The organism is Candidatus Neomarinimicrobiota bacterium, from assembly GCA_021157965.1.
GTDB lineage: Bacteria > Fidelibacterota > Fidelibacteria > Fidelibacterales > Fidelibacteraceae > Fidelibacter.
The window spans coordinates 1-20,224 of record JAGGVO010000052.1 but is presented as its reverse complement, the minus strand read 5'-3'; the positions used below and the strand labels follow the sequence as shown (position 1 = coordinate 20,224).

14 protein-coding genes are annotated in these 20,224 nt (G+C 47.5%); 6 read left to right on the top strand and 8 right to left on the bottom strand.

All coding sequences use genetic code 11. From position 1 onward, the window contains the following. Positions 1-67 precede the first annotated feature (67 nt). From J7K63_08525 to rsxC, 8 genes are read right to left on the bottom strand one after another with little or no spacing between them, the layout of a single operon-like run. A complete protein-coding gene (locus J7K63_08525) occupies positions 68-514 on the bottom strand; it encodes a SoxR reducing system RseC family protein (protein MCD6235063.1) in 447 nt (148 codons plus the stop codon). Continuing rightward, positions 514-1,335 (bottom strand): RnfABCDGE type electron transport complex subunit B, encoded by an 822-nt coding sequence (locus J7K63_08520; protein MCD6235062.1) that lies wholly within the window; start codon positions 1,333-1,335, stop codon positions 514-516. The genes J7K63_08525 and J7K63_08520 overlap by 1 nt, the downstream gene beginning before the upstream one ends. A 2-nt stretch (positions 1,336-1,337) precedes the next feature. Continuing rightward, positions 1,338-1,550 (bottom strand): hypothetical protein, encoded by a 213-nt coding sequence (locus J7K63_08515; GenBank protein ID MCD6235061.1) that lies wholly within the window; start codon positions 1,548-1,550, stop codon positions 1,338-1,340. Positions 1,551-1,598: 48 nt separating this feature from the next. After that, positions 1,599-2,171, bottom strand: coding sequence for an electron transport complex subunit RsxA (gene rsxA / locus J7K63_08510; GenBank protein MCD6235060.1), 573 nt, complete (start codon positions 2,169-2,171; stop codon positions 1,599-1,601). Further along, complete coding sequence (locus J7K63_08505) at positions 2,171-2,779, bottom strand: electron transport complex subunit E (GenBank protein ID MCD6235059.1); 609 nt, start codon at positions 2,777-2,779, stop codon at positions 2,171-2,173. The genes rsxA and J7K63_08505 overlap by 1 nt, the downstream gene beginning before the upstream one ends. 7 nt (positions 2,780-2,786) lie before the next feature. Next, entirely contained in the window at positions 2,787-3,368 is a 582-nt protein-coding gene (locus J7K63_08500) for an FMN-binding protein (protein ID MCD6235058.1), read from the bottom strand. After that, complete coding sequence (locus tag J7K63_08495) at positions 3,365-4,444, bottom strand: RnfABCDGE type electron transport complex subunit D (protein ID MCD6235057.1); 1,080 nt, start codon at positions 4,442-4,444, stop codon at positions 3,365-3,367. Before J7K63_08495 ends, J7K63_08500 begins: the two co-directional genes overlap by 4 nt. 14 nt (positions 4,445-4,458) lie before the next feature. After that, positions 4,459-5,793: an electron transport complex subunit RsxC gene (gene rsxC / locus J7K63_08490; protein ID MCD6235056.1), complete on the bottom strand. Its 1,335-nt coding sequence runs from the start codon at positions 5,791-5,793 to the stop codon at positions 4,459-4,461. A 240-nt stretch (positions 5,794-6,033) separates the two neighbouring features. On the opposite strand from rsxC, the gene J7K63_08485 reads away from it, so the two are divergent. The 6 genes from J7K63_08485 (at position 6,034) to J7K63_08460 (ending at position 19,871) form a co-directional block, all read left to right on the top strand. Beyond that, positions 6,034-7,005 (top strand): HD domain-containing protein, encoded by a 972-nt coding sequence (locus J7K63_08485; GenBank protein ID MCD6235055.1) that lies wholly within the window; start codon positions 6,034-6,036, stop codon positions 7,003-7,005. Beyond that, positions 6,995-7,570, top strand: coding sequence for a hypothetical protein (locus J7K63_08480; GenBank protein ID MCD6235054.1), 576 nt, complete (start codon positions 6,995-6,997; stop codon positions 7,568-7,570). Before J7K63_08485 ends, J7K63_08480 begins: the two co-directional genes overlap by 11 nt. An 8-nt stretch (positions 7,571-7,578) precedes the next feature. Then, positions 7,579-9,057 carry a hypothetical protein gene (locus J7K63_08475; GenBank protein ID MCD6235053.1) on the top strand — a complete coding sequence of 493 codons (1,479 nt, stop codon included), beginning with the start codon at positions 7,579-7,581 and terminating at the stop codon, positions 9,055-9,057. A gap of 134 nt (positions 9,058-9,191) precedes the next feature. Then, entirely contained in the window at positions 9,192-9,932 is a 741-nt protein-coding gene (locus J7K63_08470; GenBank protein ID MCD6235052.1) for a hypothetical protein, read from the top strand. A 13-nt stretch (positions 9,933-9,945) separates the two neighbouring features. Continuing rightward, positions 9,946-19,272, top strand: a complete 9,327-nt coding sequence (locus tag J7K63_08465) for a hypothetical protein (protein ID MCD6235051.1) — start codon at positions 9,946-9,948, stop codon at positions 19,270-19,272. A gap of 8 nt (positions 19,273-19,280) precedes the next feature. Beyond that, complete coding sequence (locus J7K63_08460; GenBank protein MCD6235050.1) at positions 19,281-19,871, top strand: hypothetical protein; 591 nt, start codon at positions 19,281-19,283, stop codon at positions 19,869-19,871. Positions 19,872-20,224: the final 353 nt, after the last annotated feature.

Below are 20,224 nucleotides of genomic sequence, written 5' to 3'. Positions count from 1 at the left end.
TCAGAGAAAAAAATAAATAAATCATAAAAAAATTCAAAAATAATTCAAATAATATAATATATGAAAATTACAAAACCCTTTCCATCCGGTAAAATTTTTCCGGTTTGGAAGCCAGGGATTTTGCCCATTTATAGCCGATAAAACCACCCAGTACAAGTCCGCCCAGTCCAAGGAAAAATTGGTAAAGTTCCAGTGGCATGGAGAGGGATTGCGGGTGAAGAAAATATCCGATTAAAAGTCCGGTAACAAAGCCTAAGCCGGGAATGCCGTATTGAATGGCAGATAATTGAATCAGAAAGGAGGATGTTTCGGTAAGTTCTACCAGGTCACCCGGTTTAGCGTCCAGATCGTTGGGGACCGGGATATGGACCGGTTCATTGCGTGTTTTCAGGGGAAGAACGGGAAAGAGGGGGAGGGAATAGCGGGAGGGGGAGCGTTGGGGCTGCATCAAAACGATGGCAAAATCGCCTTCGAGAGATTCCACCTTCCCGTTGGTCTGAGCTGTCAGTGACATCAGGAGTCGGTTCCTTCTTCATCCAGGCTTACCAACACATGGTTGGGACATTTTTGAGTAGGAAGTTCGTTGCGGTCTCCCCATTTATCGTAGTTGAAATGGGCAAGTCCGTTATCCAGATACATCATATCATCACCGGCTTCCCGAACACAAATTCCGCAGCCGATACAGGCCCGTGTACAGACAAGTCGGGAATATTTACCCGCATCCTGGTTCTTGCATTTTACAAAAACCCGGTGATTTACAGGATGGAGTTCAATAATGTTTCTGGGACAGGCTTCGGCACACTTACCGCATCCCACGCATTTATCTTCAATGACCACCGGAAGGCGGTTTTCACTCATATACATGGCATCGAAGGGACATGCATCCACACAATCACCAAATCCCAGGCAACCCCATTCACAGAGTTTCGTGGCACCCCCGCTGATATGAGCTGCCACACAGGATTCAAGTCCCATATATTCGCCTTTAACGGCCATCTCATTCAATCCGCCCTGACAGAGGACCCGGGCTTTCAGCGGTTCTCCCGCTTCGACTTTTACTCCAAGGATTTGGGCGATCTTATTTGCAGTTTCCACACCGCCGACGGGACACCCGTTGATGGGTGCGTTTCCTTTTACAACATTTTCGGCAAAGTTCATACACCCGGCAAATCCGCACCCGCCACAATTGGCTCCGGGAAGGGCATCGTTTACTTTTTCAATACGGGGGTCTTCTTCCACATGAAGTTTTTTATTGGCAATGGCAAGTCCGGTGGCAAACACCAGGCCGATTCCGCCCATACCACCCATGGAAATCAGAATGGCACTTAAATCCATATTTATTCCTCTGTCTTTTCAGTCCGGGCGGGATTGATCGAACACCCCGTAATACCGCAGGAACTGCAGGCACTGCCGGACGAAAGGCAGTCTGCATCGGGATAATTCCCTTTCTTACGGTAAAAGGTTTTGTTCATGATAACCATGCCAAGAGAATATATGAGTCCCACTGCCATCATGACGACAATAGTGGTGATGATGCTTGTGATGTTCATGTCATTTCCTCACTTTTTCCCTTGAACGACCGCACCGGGTTGACGTTCCTAAATTAAACCTGCAAATCCCATAAAGGCCAGGGCAAGACTGCCGGCAATGATCATGGTAATGCCCGCTCCCTGAAAATGTTTGGGGATATCCGCCAGTTCCAGCTCTTCACGGATACCTGCCATAATCACCAGGGCCAGGGTAAATCCTGCACCGGCTCCGATTCCGTATACCAGGCTTTCCATGAAGTTATACTCCCTGAGAACCGAAATGAGTGCAAGTCCCAGAATTGCACAATTGGTAGTAATCAGGGGAAGAAAAATCCCCAGGGCATCATAGAGGGGTTTACTGACTTTCCGGATAAACATTTCCACCAGTTGGACCAGTGAAGCAATTACCAGAATAAAGGAGACGTACTGGAGAATTTCCAGATTGTAGGGGACCAGCAAAAGATGGTAAATCAGCCAGGTCACTACAGCTGTAATCGTCATGACGAATGTCACCGCCATTCCCATGCTGACGGCTGAATCCACACGTTTTGATACACCTACAAAGGGACAAATCCCCAAAAACTGGCTAAGAACGAAATTATTAACAATAGCAGCTGAGATAAAAATTACCAGCAGTTCCATCAGCGTGTCCTCCTGTCATTAATCCAGTTTGATGCGCCGATCATGAGTCCCAGCGTAAGGAAAGCCCCCGGTGGCAGGATCATCACCATCCACGGGCTGAAAGAATCCCACATGACCTGATATCCCATGATAGTTCCTGAGCCCAGAAGTTCACGGATAGCACTGAGTATCAAAAGAACAAGAGTAAATCCGATCCCCATTCCAAGGGCATCCAGGATAGACCGTCCTACTCCGTTTTTTGATGCAAAGGCTTCCTGGCGCCCCAGAATCATACAATTCACAATAATCAGTGGAATAAAGGGTCCCAGATTTTTACTGATTTCCGGATAAAATGCTGCCAGATATCGATCCGCAATGGTTACAAAGGTCGCAATGATCACGATAAAACTGGCGATCCGGACCTGTTTTGGAATCATGTTCCTGAGTAATGAAATGAGGGTGCTGGAACAAATCAGGACAAATGAAGCTGCGAGTCCCATAGCCAGCCCATTCTCGACGGAAATGGTTACGGCAAGGGTTGGACAAAGTCCCAACAGGGCAATAAGAATGGGATTCTCTTTCCAGATACCCTTGGTAAAATCTTCAATCAGTGATACATTTTTTGCCATAGTTCACCTACTGATTTATGGATTCAAACGACGATTTTGCGGTGGGAACGGTTTCATTTAAAATGGTAATGACCGCCTTGGAGGAAATGGTAGCTCCTGTGATGGCTTCAATTTCCGAATCGCCGTTTGCTTTTTGGTTTTTCACATAGGTCAGATTGCCGGTATTTTTACCCCGGAACTGGTCGATGAACCAGGTTTCGCAACCTTCACGGGAGGGGTCATTAGCGATTTTGGTTCCAAGTCCCGGTGTTTCTTTTTGGCTGAGGACCGTGATTCCGGTAAATTCACTGAAGTCAGGAGTTACACCTACCATGAGAGAAATAATATCCTGAAACCCACCGCCTTCTGCTACAAAGGCCACGCCCTTTATTTCGCCGTCTTTATATCCAACATAAAATGTAAAATCGCCGGCTTCTTTCACTTTTTCTTCATCTGTTTCCGGCAAAACTTCCTTTACAGCCTGCCGGATTTCCTGTTGCCGGTACTCGTCAATTTTTTTTGAGGTATAGGTATCCCAGTAGGAGAGAAGTCCGCCGGACAATGTTGATATGATGGTCAGGACAAGTATCATTTTGTATGAGGTATTCATGCACGAGCCTCCCCGAAAAATTTCGGTCGTGTAAATCGGTTAATCAAAGGTGTCAATCCATTCATAAGCAGAATGGAATACATTACGCCTTCCGGCAGGCCGCCAAAGAGACGGATAATCACCAAAATCAATCCGGCACCGATGCTGTAAATCCAGGTTCCTTTAATAGTGATGGGCGATGTGACCATATCGGTGGCCATAAAAAAGGCACCCAGCAGGAGTCCTCCGGAAAGGAGGTGGAAGAGGGGGCTGGGGTAGGTTGTCGGATCCACCATCCAGAAAATGCCGCCGAATATAGCCACACTTCCCAGAAAACCTGCGGGAATCCGCCAGTCCGCATTCCGGAGGATCAGCAGAAAAATTCCTCCCGCCAGAAGGGCCAACGCGGATGTTTCTCCAAGAGAACCGCCGACATTACCTATGAGAAGGGGTTTGATATTTGTGAGGATCTTTTCGTATTTCAAAAGCCCCAGAGGGGTTGCCCCCGTAATGGCATCCGGCGATACAGCACCGGTATAGGCATTCATATCCGCATACCGGGGTAAAACCCATGTCGTCATTTTAACGGGGAAACTGGCCTGTAAAAAGGCACGGCCCAAGAGAGCCGGATTAAAAATATTACATCCGAGTCCGCCAAAAATCTGTTTACCGATAGCAATAGCAAATACCGAGCCCAAAATGCACCCTGAAATCGGAAAGGTGGGGGGCAGGGTTAAAGCCAGCAGGAGTCCTGTCAGGAAGGCGCTCCCATCATCCAGAGTATCCGGTTGCCTGCGGATACGGGTGATGATCAGTTCCGTAGCCATGGCTGCTAAAATGGATGTGCTGATCATAAAAACAGCTTTCAATCCAAAAAAGACCACGGCGCCGATGACTGCCGGTGCCAGAGCCAGACTCACATACCACATGATTTTCGGGACATTGTCTTTTGTCTGGGAATAGGGCGAAGATGCTATGGTTAAAGGCCGCCCTTTGGGTTTATATAAACGGTCCCGTGGATCTTTTTTCGGCTTTGGTGCCTGTTTTTTCGGGGTTACGGCAGACTGATCAGATGTTGTTTTCTCGTTTTTTTCCATCCGTTCACTCATGTTTATGATGCTTTTTGTTTACGTTTTAATTCGGAGACCCGCATTTTTCCCACACGAAGCCATTGGACAAGGGGAATGTGGGCGGGACACGAAAAGGCACAGGAACCACATTCAATGCAGTTCTGAATGCCCAGCTTATCCGCCTCTTCATATTTTTTATGTTCGGTCAATTTAGCCAGCTTGGTGGGGAGCAGGTACATAGGACACGCGTCCACACAGGCACCGCAACGGATGCAGGGGAAGTGTTCCACCATTTTGATCATTTTCGATGTGTTGCAGACAATTCCCCCCGCCGCTTTTATCACGGGGACCGATAAATCGTATTGTGCCTGTCCCATCATGGGGCCGCCCATGAAAACCATGGTTGTTTCATCTTTTACACCCCCGCAGAATTCCACCAGGTCATTGAAGGGGGTTCCGATACGGGTAAGAAGGTTTTTCGGGTGGACAATCCCGTCTCCCGTCACCGTTGTAATCCTTTCCACCAGGGGTTTTCCCTCAAATACGGCATCGGCAACGGCTTTGGCGGTGGCAACGTTGTTTACCACAACTCCCACATCCATGGGGAGTCCGCCGGCAGGTACTTTCCGGTGCAACACCGATTCAATGAGCATTTTTTCCGCACCCTGGGGATATTTGACTTCCAGCGGCACCACCTGGAAACTGTACCCAAGATCCTTCACGCGTTTGCTCATTATCTCAATGGCATCGGGTTTGTTGTTTTCGATGCCGATATACCCGTTCTCCACATCAAGGAGGGACATCATGATGTTCATGCCGGCCAGTATCTGATCCGTGTATTCAACCATCAGCCGGTGATCCGATGTCAGGTAAGGCTCACATTCCACACCATTCAGGATAAATGAATCGATTTTTTTGTCCTTGGGAGGATTGAGTTTTACATGGGTCGGAAATGCGGCGCCTCCCATCCCTACAATGCCGGCATCATTGATCAGTTTGATCAGTTCCACCCGGGGAGCTTTTTCCCAGTTTTCTGGTATGGAAAGCAATTCCCAGTCATCTTCTTCACCTGTCCGCTCAATATGAACCATTTCAACCCGCATGCCAAGAGGATGGGGGAATTTATCGATGGCTTTTACAACTCCTGTGATACTGGCATGGACCGGGGCTGAAACATACGCACTGCTCCGGCCGATGATCTGCCCGGTCTTTACAGCATCCCCCTTTTTTACAAGAGGTTCACACGGTGCACCAATGTGTTGCTGCAAAGGAATATAAACCTGCTCCGGAAGAGGCATTCGCTCAATTTTCTTGTTATGACTGAATTCCTTGTACTCTCCCGGGTGTATGCCTTTTTTAAATGTTCTTAATTTCAAGGCTCAAGATCTCCCACTTTATTCAACCTGTCAGGTTGTACGGTTTGCAATTTCCTAACTGTATACCGGACATTACAGGTTGAAATATAGAAAAAAACTTTGAAAAATCTAAAATACTTTACAGCTTTATTTATTGAATGATACAAAAATAATCATTAAGCTATTAAGAGGGATTTGTTAATCCTTTAAAGGTTTGTGTTACTATGTATATTGAGGATTGGAAAAAGACGAGAGATTGCAATGACACGGAATGAGCTGAAAAAGGTGGAAGCATTCAAGGCTAACAGTCCGGTTGCTTCCGTGCTGATGATACGGGAAATAACCCTCCGGCGCACTCGTGACGGAAAACCCTACCTGGATTTAATCCTGGGAGATAGGACGGGACGGATCAATGCCAAGGTGTGGGAGCAAGGACAGGAACTCGCCGGTATTTTGAAAACCGGATTTCCCGTGGGGGTCCGTGGACAGTGTGAAGAATACATGGGGACCCTGCAACTCATTGTTGTTTCCATTAAACCGCTGACCTCTCAGGAGCTGGAAGAGATGGGGATTTCATGGGAACACTTTTTTCCGGCCACACAAAAAGACCGGGAACTGATGTGGGAATCGGTTCTGAATGCCATATCCGTGATGGAAGATTCCTGGCTGAAAGAACTGACTATGGCCATTTGCAAGGATCATGAACAAAAGATAAAAAATCATCCTGCCAGCCTGAAGCTTCATCATGCCTATGTGGGCGGCTTTCTGGAACATGTGTATACCATGGTGACCATTGCAGAAACGACCGCGGATGTGTATCCTGTAAACCGGGATCTTCTGATCAGTGGCATTATTCTCCATGATATCGGCAAACTTGAGGAATTGAACGGCTTCCCGGACAATTTCTATACCGATGAAGGAAATTTCATCGGCCATACGGTCCAGGGATACAGCCTGATACGGGATTATATCCGGAAAATTGAGGGCTTCCCGGAAATGACGGCCCTGAAGCTGGAACATATTATCCTGGCCCACCAGGGGGAATATGAATACCAGGCCCCCAAAAAGCCGGCTTTCCATGAGGCTCTGCTTGTTCACTATATCGATGAACTGGATGCCCGTATGAATATGATGAAACAAATCCGGGAGGAAGATCTCACTGAGGGCATCTGGACCAGCAACCGGAATTATTTCCGTATACCCATTCTGAAAGAGGAGAACCATGACGAATAATTATGCGCATTTTGAACGAAACCGCCGCTTTGTTGAGACGGGTGTATTTTTGGCTTTGTTCTGGGGACTTGCTTACGCCTTTTTGTACGTGCCCAACGTGGAATTTATTCTTTTCATTGCATTTTTAAGCGGACTCCTTCTGGGATGGATACGGGGTGTATTTGTTGCCCTTCTGGGAGAACTTGTTTTTTCCGTTGCCAACCCCATGGGAAGCGGACTTGCCTATCCTCCCATGTTAATGGCACAACTTCTGGGATTTGGCATCGTCGCTTCCGCAGGATTTGGTTTGCGGCCTGTAGTCCGGAATATCCGGACCGAAAAAAAGATGCTGATTTTCCTTTTTGGTGCAGCAGGTCTGGTTTTGACATTTGTGTATGACAGCCTGACAAGCCTGGCCTTTCCTCTCGCTTCCGGCTTTACCGGTCCGCAAATATGGGTGACTTACCTCTCCGGACTTCCTTTTTACGCAATACATATTCTTTCAAATACCCTGATCTTTGCCATTTTAGGGCCCATTTTAATTCAGATTGTCACCAAAAAATATACTCACTATCTGGATTCATGAGGTTTTTTATGATTTGCAGATTTATCCTGATAATTCTGATTGCTGTTTCTTTTTTACCTGCACAATGTCTTGATCTTGGTATTGAAAGATACGGGGGTGAATTTACCTTTTTACCGGATGATCTGGACGGCATAACCCGCCTTTCAGGCAACTGGGTTCGTTCACAACATCCCGGAAAGGTCCCGGATGTTGATTCCACTGTTTCACAAGCAATCTGGCAAAGCGGTGATTTCGGACTCTCTGATGTTCGGGTGTTTTTTTCTCCCGTTTCTTCAGATAACCGCTGGATCCTGTCCGGACAATGGCTGACTTATGAGGGATACAGCCAACTGAAGAAAAATGATTTTCTGGCGGTCTGTCAAAGCCCGGATCATACATTGAAACTCAGTGTGGTCAACACGAAACCGAAACTGTATAATCCTCTCTCCAATCAATTCACTCAATGGGATGCCCGGACTCATAACCTGAACTGGCACATGAAAAAGTCCGCCGGAAATGTGGACATTGAATCATATCTGGACGGACAGTATGGACGTTTTAAACCGAATCGGGGCGATTCACTGCTTACAGGCAACACCCAATATGCTGAAATGGTAGGTGGATTGATCTTGTTTAAAGACTGGTGGTCAGTGAATCTGGAAGGGGAATGGTATGAGTCCTGGCCGGGAGATGACCACTTTCGTTTTTCACAGGTCAATCTTGTTCCCACCCTTTATCACCCTTTTGGTGAAGCAGGTTTTACCCTTTCATCCAATAATGAATCGGGTTTTTGCTATGAGGGTTGGATTGCCTTCTCTCAATGGGGTCTCAGTGCAAAGATTGCTTTGGAAGCCCGGTTCTATCCGGCTGTATTGATAACCCGGTACGGGGCAGAAACAGAAGCCGATTTTGTTACAGCCCGGTTTGCATTTGACAAATCCTTTGGACGGTTTGTACGGCTCCGTGCCAGTCACCATTGGAGCTACCGTCGTGCCGAAACCTATGCCCTTCAATATAATACCTCTGCAAACCGTGTAGAAGCCGTGAACGATGATCCTGCCCTCCTCATGCAGGGTGAAGGAAGCCTGGAAATCGGTAAAGGAAGATTCATGGCCGGTCTGTCCTGGAATTACCGGGATTTTAACGGACTTGAATATCTCTGGTATCATCCCGGAAGAGTAAATATCATGCCGGGGATTCAGGCCGGCACAACCCTGTTTAAAAATCTGGATTTGACCTTTCGTGTTGAAGGGCTCTGGCAGGCGCATGATGATCCCGGAACTCTCTATTTTATCCCTGAACTGCCGGGCTTTGTCCCGGGAGATCAATATTCCGAAGACACAGTTTCCGACTGGACCCTTAACGGGAAAATATCTGCACGTGTGAAAACGTTGATTGTTTCCGCCGGTATTGAAAATGCCCTTCAACAAGAGGTCTATACTGCACGAAATCTGATGCCAAACGACCGGATGTTCGTTCTGAATGTAGAATGGCTGTGGTATCGCTGATATAAAATATCAGTATAAAAAGTTTTAAATATTCAATATCTTGATTTTACTGATAATGGGCGTTAAATTTAATCTGTTAAGGAGTATCCGGTTAAACAGATGTTTCCCCAAAACCAATATATGGATTGTGAGCCATGAAAAAAGCAATGTTGTTTTTCGGGATTTTTACGTGTTTCTTGTTTTTTTACGCCACGGTGTTTGCACAGGATGATTTTGATGCCCTTTTTGGGATAGAGGAGGAAGATCCGTTTTTAATGGAGGATACCCTGACGACAGGTGATGAACCTGTCGACGAATTGGATCTCTTTTTAGAAGGGGAAACAGTGGAAAGTGTTGATGACCTTTTTCTTTTTCCGGAAGAAGTTGTCGATGAACCATCGGAACTTTCTGAAAAGACAAAAGCCTCCGCACCCGCCCAAAACATAGGGACTCAGACAGAAGAAAAACGGAGTTTTATTGTTTCAGTCGGTGTTGTTTCACCCACTTTGGTGAGTGTGGATCTTATGACCTGGAATTCATCGGTGGATTTTCGTATGAGTACCCGTCTGCCGATTCTTCTGTTTAAAAAAATCCATGCCGGTGTAGATATTTCTACCTTTCGGTTTGAAAATTCCCTGCCCCGGGGGGGGCTCTATTCCGGTGTTGCGGCTTTTCTCAGTCTTGAACGGCCTTTTCATCCCGGCCTTTTCAGCGTTGGGGCAGGTATCGTAAAAGATGCACCGGGATTTTACCTGGAACAGAGTTACGGGCTTATAAAGGGTAAACGTTTTCCGGTTCAGGCAGGTGCCCGGATGATTTTTACTTCGGATATCCTGGGAAACGGGTGGGGAAACTGGCTGGAGCTGGGAATCAGAATGGGATTTGTGGTCTTCTGATAAGGGGATGATTGTGAATAAATTTAAAAGGATTTCCCGGCTTCTCTTTTTGTTGATTCTGTTTACCGGATTCGCGTATGGTAGCATCAGTGTGAGTCCCGGCAGTAAAGTAGTCAGTGAAACCGCTACATCCACTACCTTTACCATCACAGCCGATGAAGGATGGACGGTCACCAAAAACCCTGCTGATACCTGGATAGAATCCATTTATCCCGCGTCGGGTAGTGAAACTGCCATTGTTACCATCCGTTTTACCCGAAATGCCTACTCATCGGATGCCAGGTCTTCCGTGCTGAGCATTACCGGAGGAAATTCTTTTATCCTGACGCAGGAAGGGGATACAGAAGGACCTCAGGCAATTGCCGGTGATGATTTTTCCGCGGCAAATACAGCCGATATTGACGGGAGTTCTTCCACGGATAATATCGGCATTGAATTTTATGCCTGGAGTAAGGTTTCCGGACCCGGCTCCATCGTTTTTGGGGATGCCACAAAGGCGACAACCACCGTCTGGGCCAGCCAGGAAGGCGATTATACACTTCGGTTGACGGTTACCGATTCAGCCGGCATGTCCAATTCCGATGAAGTGGTGATGACCTGGGACCAAACCCCGCCCCTCATCAACAGCGTCAGTTTTTCACCGACATCCGGCTGGCGGAAAGTAGGTGAAAGCATCACCCTCAATATCAATGCCAGTGATGATACGGATCTTATTATCAACAGTGTTCAGATCAACGGGAAAAATGTCACCGCCGGGACTGCTTCTGCCGTTGTATATACCATTGAAGAGGGAGATTCTGATATTGGGGAAAATGAACAAATACCCATCAGCATCGTGCTTGAAGATGCTGCAGGCAATACCAATGTGGCATATACCACATCGCCTTCTGCCGATCAGTCCCCCGCCATCGATGCCAATAAACCGGTGATTACCGGAGTGTCATTCGTGCCTGCCAGCGGATATCATAAAATCGGAGATGCCATTACCCTTCGGATAACATCCACAGAGACCGATTTACTCCGGAACCAGATTCAGGTGAACAATCAGAATGTGACCAATATGACCGATGAGGGAGGGGGAATCTATACAGCGGTTTATACGATTATTGAGGGTCATAATGATGTGGCGGAGGATGAACAAATTCCCATTTCAGTGAAACTCTCCGACCAGGCCGGCAACCTGAGCGATACCTTTACCTCTTCACCCTTACCCAATGTTACTCCGGCTATTGATGCCAATAAACCCGTTATCACATCGGTTGTCTTTTCGCCTACGTCCGGGTGGCACAAAATCGGGGACAGTTTTACCATGACCCTTGTCGCAGGTGAGCCTGATCTTACGGAAAATGCCATTACCGTTAATGGTGCTGCCGTGACAAATTTTACCGACCATCTGGATAATACATATACGGTAACATATACTGTTGTAGAGGGGCATGCAACGATTACGGAAAGTCAGCAGATTCCAATAAGTGTAAAGCTTACTGATATAGCAGGCAATGTAAGCGCCGCATTTACCACTTCACCGGCTGCAAATGTCAGTCCTGCTATTGACGGCAGCAAACCGGTGGTTTCATCCGTTGCCTTTTCACCGGGAACCGGTTTATTGAAAGTGGGGGATTTAATTCGTTTAAACATTCAGGCTGGCGAGAGTGGATTGATCACTCAGGAGATTACCATCAATGGACAGGCTGCAGATCAGGTGACCGATAACGGTGATGGAACCTATACAGCCGAATATACAATCTCTGAAGGCGATGAAGATATCGATGAAGATGAATCGGTGCCGATCCGGGTACTTTTCCGGGATGCCGCGGGAAATATTAACGATGCCTATACAAGTTCTCCTGCCTCTACCCAGTGTCCCGGTATTGATGGGAATTCACCGGCCATTACGGCAGTATCTTTCTCCCCGAACAGTGGTATTCTGCCCATTGGTGATGTGATACTGATGACATTTCAAACCGGTGAATCCGGTCTCAGTGCCACCGCAATTTCCGTGAACAATGTAGATGTCAGTTCAACTCTTCAGGATAACAATGACGGATCATATACTGTGCAATATACCATTGTGGACGGGCATACGGACCGGGGCCCTACACAGCAGATTCCTATTTCCATTACAATACAGGATGATGCCGGAAATCAGAATACGGCCTATACCACTTCACCTTCGGCCAGCCTGTCCCCCGCCATTGATGCCAACAAACCGGTAATTACCGGTTTGAGTTTTAGCCCATCAACAGGCTGGCGTAAAATTGGGGAAAGCATAACCCTCACCATTTCAGCCGGGGAGACAGGACTGAATAACAAAGCCATCACTGTAAATGGAAAAGCGGTAACAGGATTTACCGATCTGGGAGATGGTTCTTACAGTGTGGTGTATACGGTGGCTTCCGGAGATACGGATATTGGAGATGCAGAAAGGATTCCTGTCAGCGTGACGCTTGTGGATGATGCGGGAAATGAGAATTCTCCCTATACGGTTTCACCTGTCGCCGGATCCTGCCCGGCTGTGGATGCCCATGTGCCTGTAATCAGCAACCTGGCATTTTCTCCGGCCTCCGGTTGGCGGAAAATCGGGGAAAGTATCACAATTTTACTCAATGCCGGTGAATCCGGGCTGACACAGATCAGCGGAACGGTCAACGGGAAAGCAGTTACCGGATTTACCGACAATCTGGATGGAACATATTCTGCAATTTATACCGTTTCAGAAGGTGATAATGATGTGACCGGATCTTCACAAATTCCGGTCAGTTTTATCCTTTCGGATGCTGCAGGGAATCAGAATTCAACGTATACAACATCCCCGGATGCCTCGGCGAGTCCGGCCATTGACGGCAATAAACCATCTATCAGCAGTCTGACATATAATCCTTCATCCGGATGGCATAAAATCGGGGACAATTTCACCCTCACCGTGGACGCGGGTGAAAGCGGGTTGTCTGCTTCATCATTCACCGTGAACGGTAAAAATGTAATATCAACATTTACCGATCTTGAAAACGGGACATATTCTGTTACATATACCGTTTCAGCAGGTGATGATAATATTGGTGAATCCGACCAAATACCTGTCAATATTGTGTTACAGGATGCCGCAGGCAATGCCAATGATGCCTACACCCTGGCAGCACCGGCGACGGCAACACCTGCCATTGATGCCGGGGCTCCCGTGGTGACCGGTGTCAGCTTCAGTCCGTCTTCAGGCTGGCGGAAAATCGGAGAAACCGTAACGATGACCATCCATGCCGGCGAAAGTGGATTGAATGAGGGGACTATTACGGTAAACGGTGAAAGTGTCAGTGGATTTACTGATATGGGTGACGGTTCATATACTGTGGTTTATACTGTAGCTTCAGGTCACACCGACATTGCCGAAAGTGAAAGGATTCCCGTCAGCGTGACACTCATGGATGAGGCAGGAAACGAAAGTGCGGCATATACGGTGTCACCCCTGGCCGGTGCCTGTCCGGCTATCGACGCCAATGCGCCTGTTATCACTCAGGTAAATTTTGATCCTACTTCCGGCTATCATACCATCGGTGAAACAGTGACGATGCTGATCAATGGCAATGAAACGGGACTCACTGCCGGGACCATCCGGGTGAATTCGAAAAATGTCACCGGATTTACAGATTTGGGGACCGGCTGGTATTCTGTGGTATATACTATTTCCGAAGGGGATACCGATGTGGATGAAGATGAGGAGATTCCCCTGAGTGTAACCATGAAAGATGCGGCCGGCAATGAAAGCGCCGTTTTTTCAGATCCACCTTCGGCAACCGTATCTCCGGCGGTGGATGCCCATAAACCGGTGATTACGGGTGTCAGCTTTTCGCCTGCTTCAGGATGGCGAAAAATCGGCGAGACCATCTCCATGACCATCAATACAGCGGAAACAAACCTGCAGCCTGTTTCCATAATGGTCAATGATCACTCAGTTACAGGTTTTACGGATCTGGGGGATGGAAGTTATATCGTGCTTTACACAATTGCTGCCGGACACACGGATGTTGCAGAAAATGAAACCATTCCCGTCAGTATACAACTGTCGGATGCTGCTGGAAACTATAGTTCAGTATATACCGTATCTCCTTCGGCTACCGTATCTCCGGCCATTGATGCCAATAAGCCGGTTGTGTACAGTGTCAGTTATTCTCCATCTTCAGGCTGGCGGAAAATCGGGGATGTAGTGCTTTTAACGTTTAATGCAGGAGAAACGGGACTTTTTGAAGAGTCAATCACAGTGAACGGAAAAGCAGTCGCAAACTTTACCGACAACCTGGATAATACTTATACGGTGAGCTATACTGTTGTGGAAGGGGATACAGATATTGAAGAAGGAGACCGGCTCCCGTTAAGTGTTCAGTTGCGGGATGCTGTGGGAAATGTCAGCCAAATCTACGACACGGCTCCCGATGCAGCCAATTGTCCTGCTGTAGATGCCACCCGTCCTGCAATTTCCAGTGTCCGGTTCAGCCCTCAAAGCGGTATTCTGTCAATCGGAGAAACTCTAAACCTGATTCTTTCAGCCGGTGAAACCGGGCTGCTGGAAAGTGCCATCACAATCAATGGAAAATCCGTCACAGGATTTACAGACAATTTGGACGGGACATACATCGTGACATATACCGTTGAGGAGGGGGATCAGGACCGGGGCATGAATGACCAGATTCCTGTAAGCATTGTCCTTTCAGATCCTGCCGGGAATACGAATACTGCCTATACCAGCGCACCGGCTCCATCTTTAACACCCTCTGTGGATGCCAACCGTCCCGTGATTACTTCTGCAGCCTATTCACCTTCTTCAGGCTGGCGGAAAATCGGAGACTCGGTTACTGTGACTATCCGGGCAGAAGAAGCAAACCTGGTACTTTCGTCGTTGACGGTAAACACAAAAACGATTACCACCGGTTTTACCGATCATGGAAATAATTCATATACGGCTGTCTATACAGTGGTTCAGGGGGATCCGGACAGGGGAGAAAATGAGCAGGTTCCGCTCCAGGTGATCCTGGCTGACTCGGCAGGCAACACGAGTAATACCTTCAATTCTCCGCCGTCTGCCACGGCCTGCCCCGCCATTGATGCCCATAAACCTGCAGCACCGCTGGTTCCTGTCTGTTCAGCCGGTTCCTACATTAATCTGCAGGAAAGTAATTCATTTACCCTCGAAGTGGATTTTAGTGACTTATCCGCAGTCTCAGGCGATGTGCTTACCCTCTATGTGAATGCATCCTTGCTTTTGACACACACTTTGGATGTGACGGATGTAAGTGCCGGAACCTATGCTTTCACCCTGAACGGGGATATGATTCCCCCGGACGGACCTAAATCCTTTACGGCCCGTTTGACCGATTTGGCAGGAAATGCCGGGATACTGAGTCCTGTGCTCAATGTCATTCTGGATCGTGAGGTTCCCGAAGCAGTAATCACTTATTCAGATACCCTTGTCAAAGCCAATGATGCCGTGACAATCCGGGTTGAATTTTCTGAGAATATGGCATCAGATCCGCACATTTCCATTAATTATACAGGCACCAATGATGATATTTTAAATGCACTGCTTTCACCGGTCGCTTTGTCGGACAGCCTTTTTACCTATGCATTAACCATCCCGGCAGGAAGTGACAATGACGGTTATGCCGTGGTAACCCTGTCCGGGACGGATCCGGCCGAGAATCCGGTACACATCCTCTCGGGAAATCAATCCCTCCTCGTGGATAATACACCGCCGGCATCCTTCACCATCAGTCAGGTGACTGTTGTCGGTGAAGATGTGATTCATGCATCGACTCCAAATATCCGCTATTATAATCAATCGGCTACCGCCATCGATGTGATAGTGCCTGTTGCCGAAGATGCCTCTCTCATTAACGGGCGGGCTTTTTTGGAGATGAAACTGGGGGGCAATCCCTGGGAAACTGTGGGAAATATCCGGACCATCCCCCATATTACAGACCAGACATTCTCTATAACGGATGAAATTCTCAACAATGATCTGAGCGGTTTCAACACGGGTGACGGGAAAACGATTCAAATCAGGGCAACCCTCGAGGATATTGCCGGGAACAGAACCACCAGTGTAAGCGCCACCGAAACCGTCTATCTGGACAGGATTCCGCCGTCAGCCGGAACCGTTATGGATAGTCTGAATTTTGATCTTAATTATACACGCTTTCAAACATTCGGCTTTTCCTGGAAAGATTTTTCAGACAATCATAGCGGTATTCAACGGTATGATATGCGTGTGGAGAGTGATGCATTTTCCTTACCCCAGTCCTGGGAATCTGCCGGTCTGGATACTTTTAAACTGGATTTTACCATAGATGGCGGTTATCAGCACGGTGAAAGCTATTTCTTTTCTGTGAGAGCAATTGACACTGCCGGGAATGTCTCGGATATTTCAACATCCGATGGTATTATGTTTGACTATATGACCCCGATGTCGTCACCTGTTGTGAGTGATTATGTGTACGACACACACTATGTTCTTCACGATACACTCCGGGGATCGTGCAGTGATGACGGGGCCGGTGTAAAGTGCGTCCGGCTGGTTATACGGCGTGACAGTGACGGGTTTTACTGGAATGGAGCTGCCTGGCAATCCGGTGAGATTTGGGTTCAGGGACGTGTCCCCAATACAGGGAACTGGTATTATCCCACTTTGCCGCCACAGGCCCTGAATGATAAAGAAATGTATGAAATCCAAACAACAGCCGTGGACAGTGCCGGGAATGTCCAGGAATCACCGGGACTGGATGAATTTCAATACCTGATTCAGGCTGCCCCGGATTTTATCAGCACTCAGGGTGATACCAGCATTTTTGAGGATCAGGTATTGCTTCTGACCCTCCGTGCTGACGACAATAACCGCCATACCCTGGCACCGGAACAGCTTGACTGGTATATCGATGAGGGACCATCAGACATGACATTGACACGGCAAAATGATACAACAGCCGTTTTGCAGTGGGAAACTCATAATGAAGATGTAGGGACACATGTTGTTCGCCTGGCTATCCGGGACCATACGGGGCTGGAGGATACCCTGGCATTCAGCCTGACGGTTTTGTCCCTGAATGATCCTCCTTTTGTGCTTCTGCCCCTGCCGGATAAAACCATTCCGGAAGATGCCCAAAATTATACCCTGATAAACCGTCTTGAGAATTATTTCGACGATATGGATGCGACCGACAGCCTCCGTTTCAGCGTGGTTTTCAGCCGGGACGATGCTGTGGATTCAATCCATTTCCTGGCAGCATCGGGGGATAAAGGCACAGACGGTGTTTCAGGACTCCTGAGCCGTCAAAAAGGCACGGCTTTTATATCCTCCGGAATTAAAGAAGCGGATGAAATTACCAAAGAAAAACCCCGTACCGGCGGATTCCTGCCGTTATCGTATCAAACACGAATGGTTCTGTTTCTCACAAAGGATTTTTTCGGGGATGTGGATATGTACATCACCGCAACGGACGACAGCCTGGAGAGCGTGAAGGATAGCCTCAGACTGACAGTTACGCCCACGAATGACAAACCCCTCATTGCTGCCATTCCCGACACAACTTTGTACGAGGACAGCACATTGGCAGTGTGGGTCCATCTGACCGATGTGGAAGCCGATCCTCTTCGAGTCCGGGTTCTCAGTGATACGACGGCGATTCCCGCTTTTACTGCTGCAACCGGTCTGGATACGGGATATCATGAAATCATCATACCGGTTCAGGAACACTGGTATGGTGTGGCAACTATTCAAATGATTGTGTCGGACCGAACCTTATCGGATACAAGTGCTTTTCAGGTGACATTGCTTCCGGTTAATGACCCGCCGGCTCCATTTGACATTTTGTACCCTCCTGACAATCAAAGGTTAACAAAAGCATGGCCGGATACGGTACGTTTCCGCTGGGGCAAAGCTGTGGATGTGGACAATCCGGTACTGACCTACCGGTTTTCCTGCCGGACAGATTCCCTGGATACGCTGTTTGTAACTTCTGATACGATTTTTTCCCTGCCGGTTCAATCTTTGAATTTTCCTCATGCTATGGAAGGAAATGTCTCCTGGTTTGTAACAGCATCTGATAAGGCATTTACCACAGCTTCTACAGATACCTTCACTTTTTCTCTGGATCCTCCCGGAATGCATGTCGACCCCGATACTCTGAACATGACCTATATTCTGGGAATGGATTATGATACCACCTTTATTTTCCACAATGTTGGATACAAACCCCTTACATGGGATTGCCTTCATAAGCCGGACTGGTTAATACTGGAAAAGATGGGCGGAAATATTCTCAGGAATGTCCGGGATTCGATTTCAGCCACAATGAATCCGGATCAGATGGATTACGGATATCAATCCGATTCCCTGCTCATTCGAACCAATATACCGGGAGAAGAGGATGTGATCCTCCGGTTTATGGTGGAAATGGTGACGACAGGGAAATATTCCATCTCTGTGGTACAGAATGCCGTTTTTCATCAGTACTTTGATTTTATCCTCAACGATAGTCTGGGAATGGCTGATTCTGTGGAGTTTTTTGTGGATGATGAGCCGGTAAACTTGAATGCTCTGAGTCCTTATACCTACACAGCCCGTTTACATCAGCCGACAGCCGGTACTCATGAACTCAGAGTCCTCTCTTACGGCTATGCCGGTACGGCTGAGATTATCCGGCACATATCGGTGGTGATGACAAAATCCTCATCAGCATGGAACGGACAGAGTGCTGATGGGAATTTGAGCGTCTTTGGAAAAAAAGGGTCATCCGGGAGTGACATGAGTCTTCTTCTGGTGGATTCCACGTTTAATTCAGAGACATCGGATCAGATGCTTTATCGTTTGGGTATTCCCGGGGAAACATTTGATGAACCGATTCTTCTTACCCTGAAAGAAGGCCGTGAAAACCAGGCTATTTATGTCAAAAAGGGAGAGGTGTGGCAGGAAATTCCCACCTTATACCGGAACAATGGACTAAAAGCCTGGACCCGGGATATGGGGGAATACCGTCTGGGAGAGAAAACCATCATTGTGCCGGAAATAACGGAGCTGACCGGAAATTATCCCAATCCTTTCAATCCATCCACCATCCTTACTTTTGATGTGGGTTTTGAGGATGGTCCTGATCAGATTATCCGCTGTGATATTTATAATATTCGGGGTCAGCTCATAAGCACTCTGATTCATGACAGACTCGATATCGGCCGGTATGAATGGCGTTGGAACGGACAGACGGATGCAGGAAAACAGGTTGCCAGCGGGGTGTATATTACCCGTTTTGTCAGCAGTGCCGGTTATATGAAAACCCTGAAAATGACACTGATACGGTAGGAGGACACATGAAACAATGGATCATACTCTTATCTGTTCTGGCTTCACTAACAGCCTGCCGTAAAGCCTATGAAGTGACAGGTGAGGATCTTTCTGAATATGGCTGGGATTATTATGTCAGCGGGAATTATGCAGAAGCCCGGCGCTGGTTTATAAAATCTGTGGAGGACCAGCCTGGTTATTCCGATGGCTGGAACGGGGCAGGGTGGAGTCTTGGCAAATTGGATTCGGTATCCCAAAGCATTTCGTATTACCGGACCGGTTTATATGTCACTGATACACTGGATACGGTATATGATGAGATACTGGCCGGAATGACCTTTGCCTTTCATGCTCTTGGACAGTGGGATTCGTGTCTGACCCGGGGTGAAGCAGTAATAGCCAGGGACAGTTCATGGGTTTTCTCCCGAAACAGAAATATCAGCTATCAGACGATTTTTGTTACCCTGGCTTCGGCGGCGTTCAATCAGGGGCATTTTGACCGTAGCCTGACATACATTCAGCGCCTTGAACCTGCTTTCAATCCGGATTTGACCACACAGGAGGGCATTGGAAGCCTGGCGGATAAAATTGAAATGCTGAGCATTTTATTTCGTTGAGACGTTTATAAGTTTATAGATTTATGGGGTTGCGACAGGCATGTTCATGGTTGGTTTATTGTGTCAGGACATTGGTAACACTGCCTGAACTAATGCACCCGCAAACCATACGTTATCCGATGACGATCCCCAGATGGTGTTTATTCTTCCTTCTGGATTGGGAATCCATTCACTATACCAATTATGTCCGTTCCATCTTAAATAAGAGCCGGCTTCGGCAGTGTAATTTTCTTTCTGTAAAAAGGCTCAAAGTTTTTCAAATTCAGGTAAATCACAAATGAAAGGAAAAACAATGAGCCTGGAAAAAAGTACGATGATTGAGGATGTAATGAAACTCTTAATTGAATACGGGC

What these genes read in the sequence shown, in the direction of transcription:
- J7K63_08520 (MCD6235062.1), bottom strand. Translation starts at nt 1,335, where the DNA reads ATGGATTTAAGTGCCATTCTGATTTCCATGGGTGGTATGGGCGGAATC.
- J7K63_08485 (MCD6235055.1), top strand. Translation starts at nt 6,034, where the DNA reads ATGACACGGAATGAGCTGAAAAAGGTGGAAGCATTCAAGGCTAACAGT.
- J7K63_08515 (MCD6235061.1), bottom strand. Translation starts at nt 1,550, where the DNA reads ATGAACATCACAAGCATCATCACCACTATTGTCGTCATGATGGCAGTG.
- J7K63_08475 (MCD6235053.1), top strand. Translation starts at nt 7,579, where the DNA reads ATGATTTGCAGATTTATCCTGATAATTCTGATTGCTGTTTCTTTTTTA.
- J7K63_08460 (MCD6235050.1), top strand. Translation starts at nt 19,281, where the DNA reads ATGAAACAATGGATCATACTCTTATCTGTTCTGGCTTCACTAACAGCC.
- J7K63_08480 (MCD6235054.1), top strand. Translation starts at nt 6,995, where the DNA reads ATGACGAATAATTATGCGCATTTTGAACGAAACCGCCGCTTTGTTGAG.
- J7K63_08505 (MCD6235059.1), bottom strand. Translation starts at nt 2,779, where the DNA reads ATGGCAAAAAATGTATCACTGATTGAAGATTTTACCAAGGGTATCTGG.
- rsxA (MCD6235060.1), bottom strand. Translation starts at nt 2,171, where the DNA reads ATGGAACTGCTGGTAATTTTTATCTCAGCTGCTATTGTTAATAATTTC.
- J7K63_08495 (MCD6235057.1), bottom strand. Translation starts at nt 4,444, where the DNA reads ATGGAAAAAAACGAGAAAACAACATCTGATCAGTCTGCCGTAACCCCG.
- J7K63_08525 (MCD6235063.1), bottom strand. Translation starts at nt 514, where the DNA reads ATGTCACTGACAGCTCAGACCAACGGGAAGGTGGAATCTCTCGAAGGC.
- J7K63_08500 (MCD6235058.1), bottom strand. Translation starts at nt 3,368, where the DNA reads ATGAATACCTCATACAAAATGATACTTGTCCTGACCATCATATCAACA.
- J7K63_08470 (MCD6235052.1), top strand. Translation starts at nt 9,192, where the DNA reads ATGAAAAAAGCAATGTTGTTTTTCGGGATTTTTACGTGTTTCTTGTTT.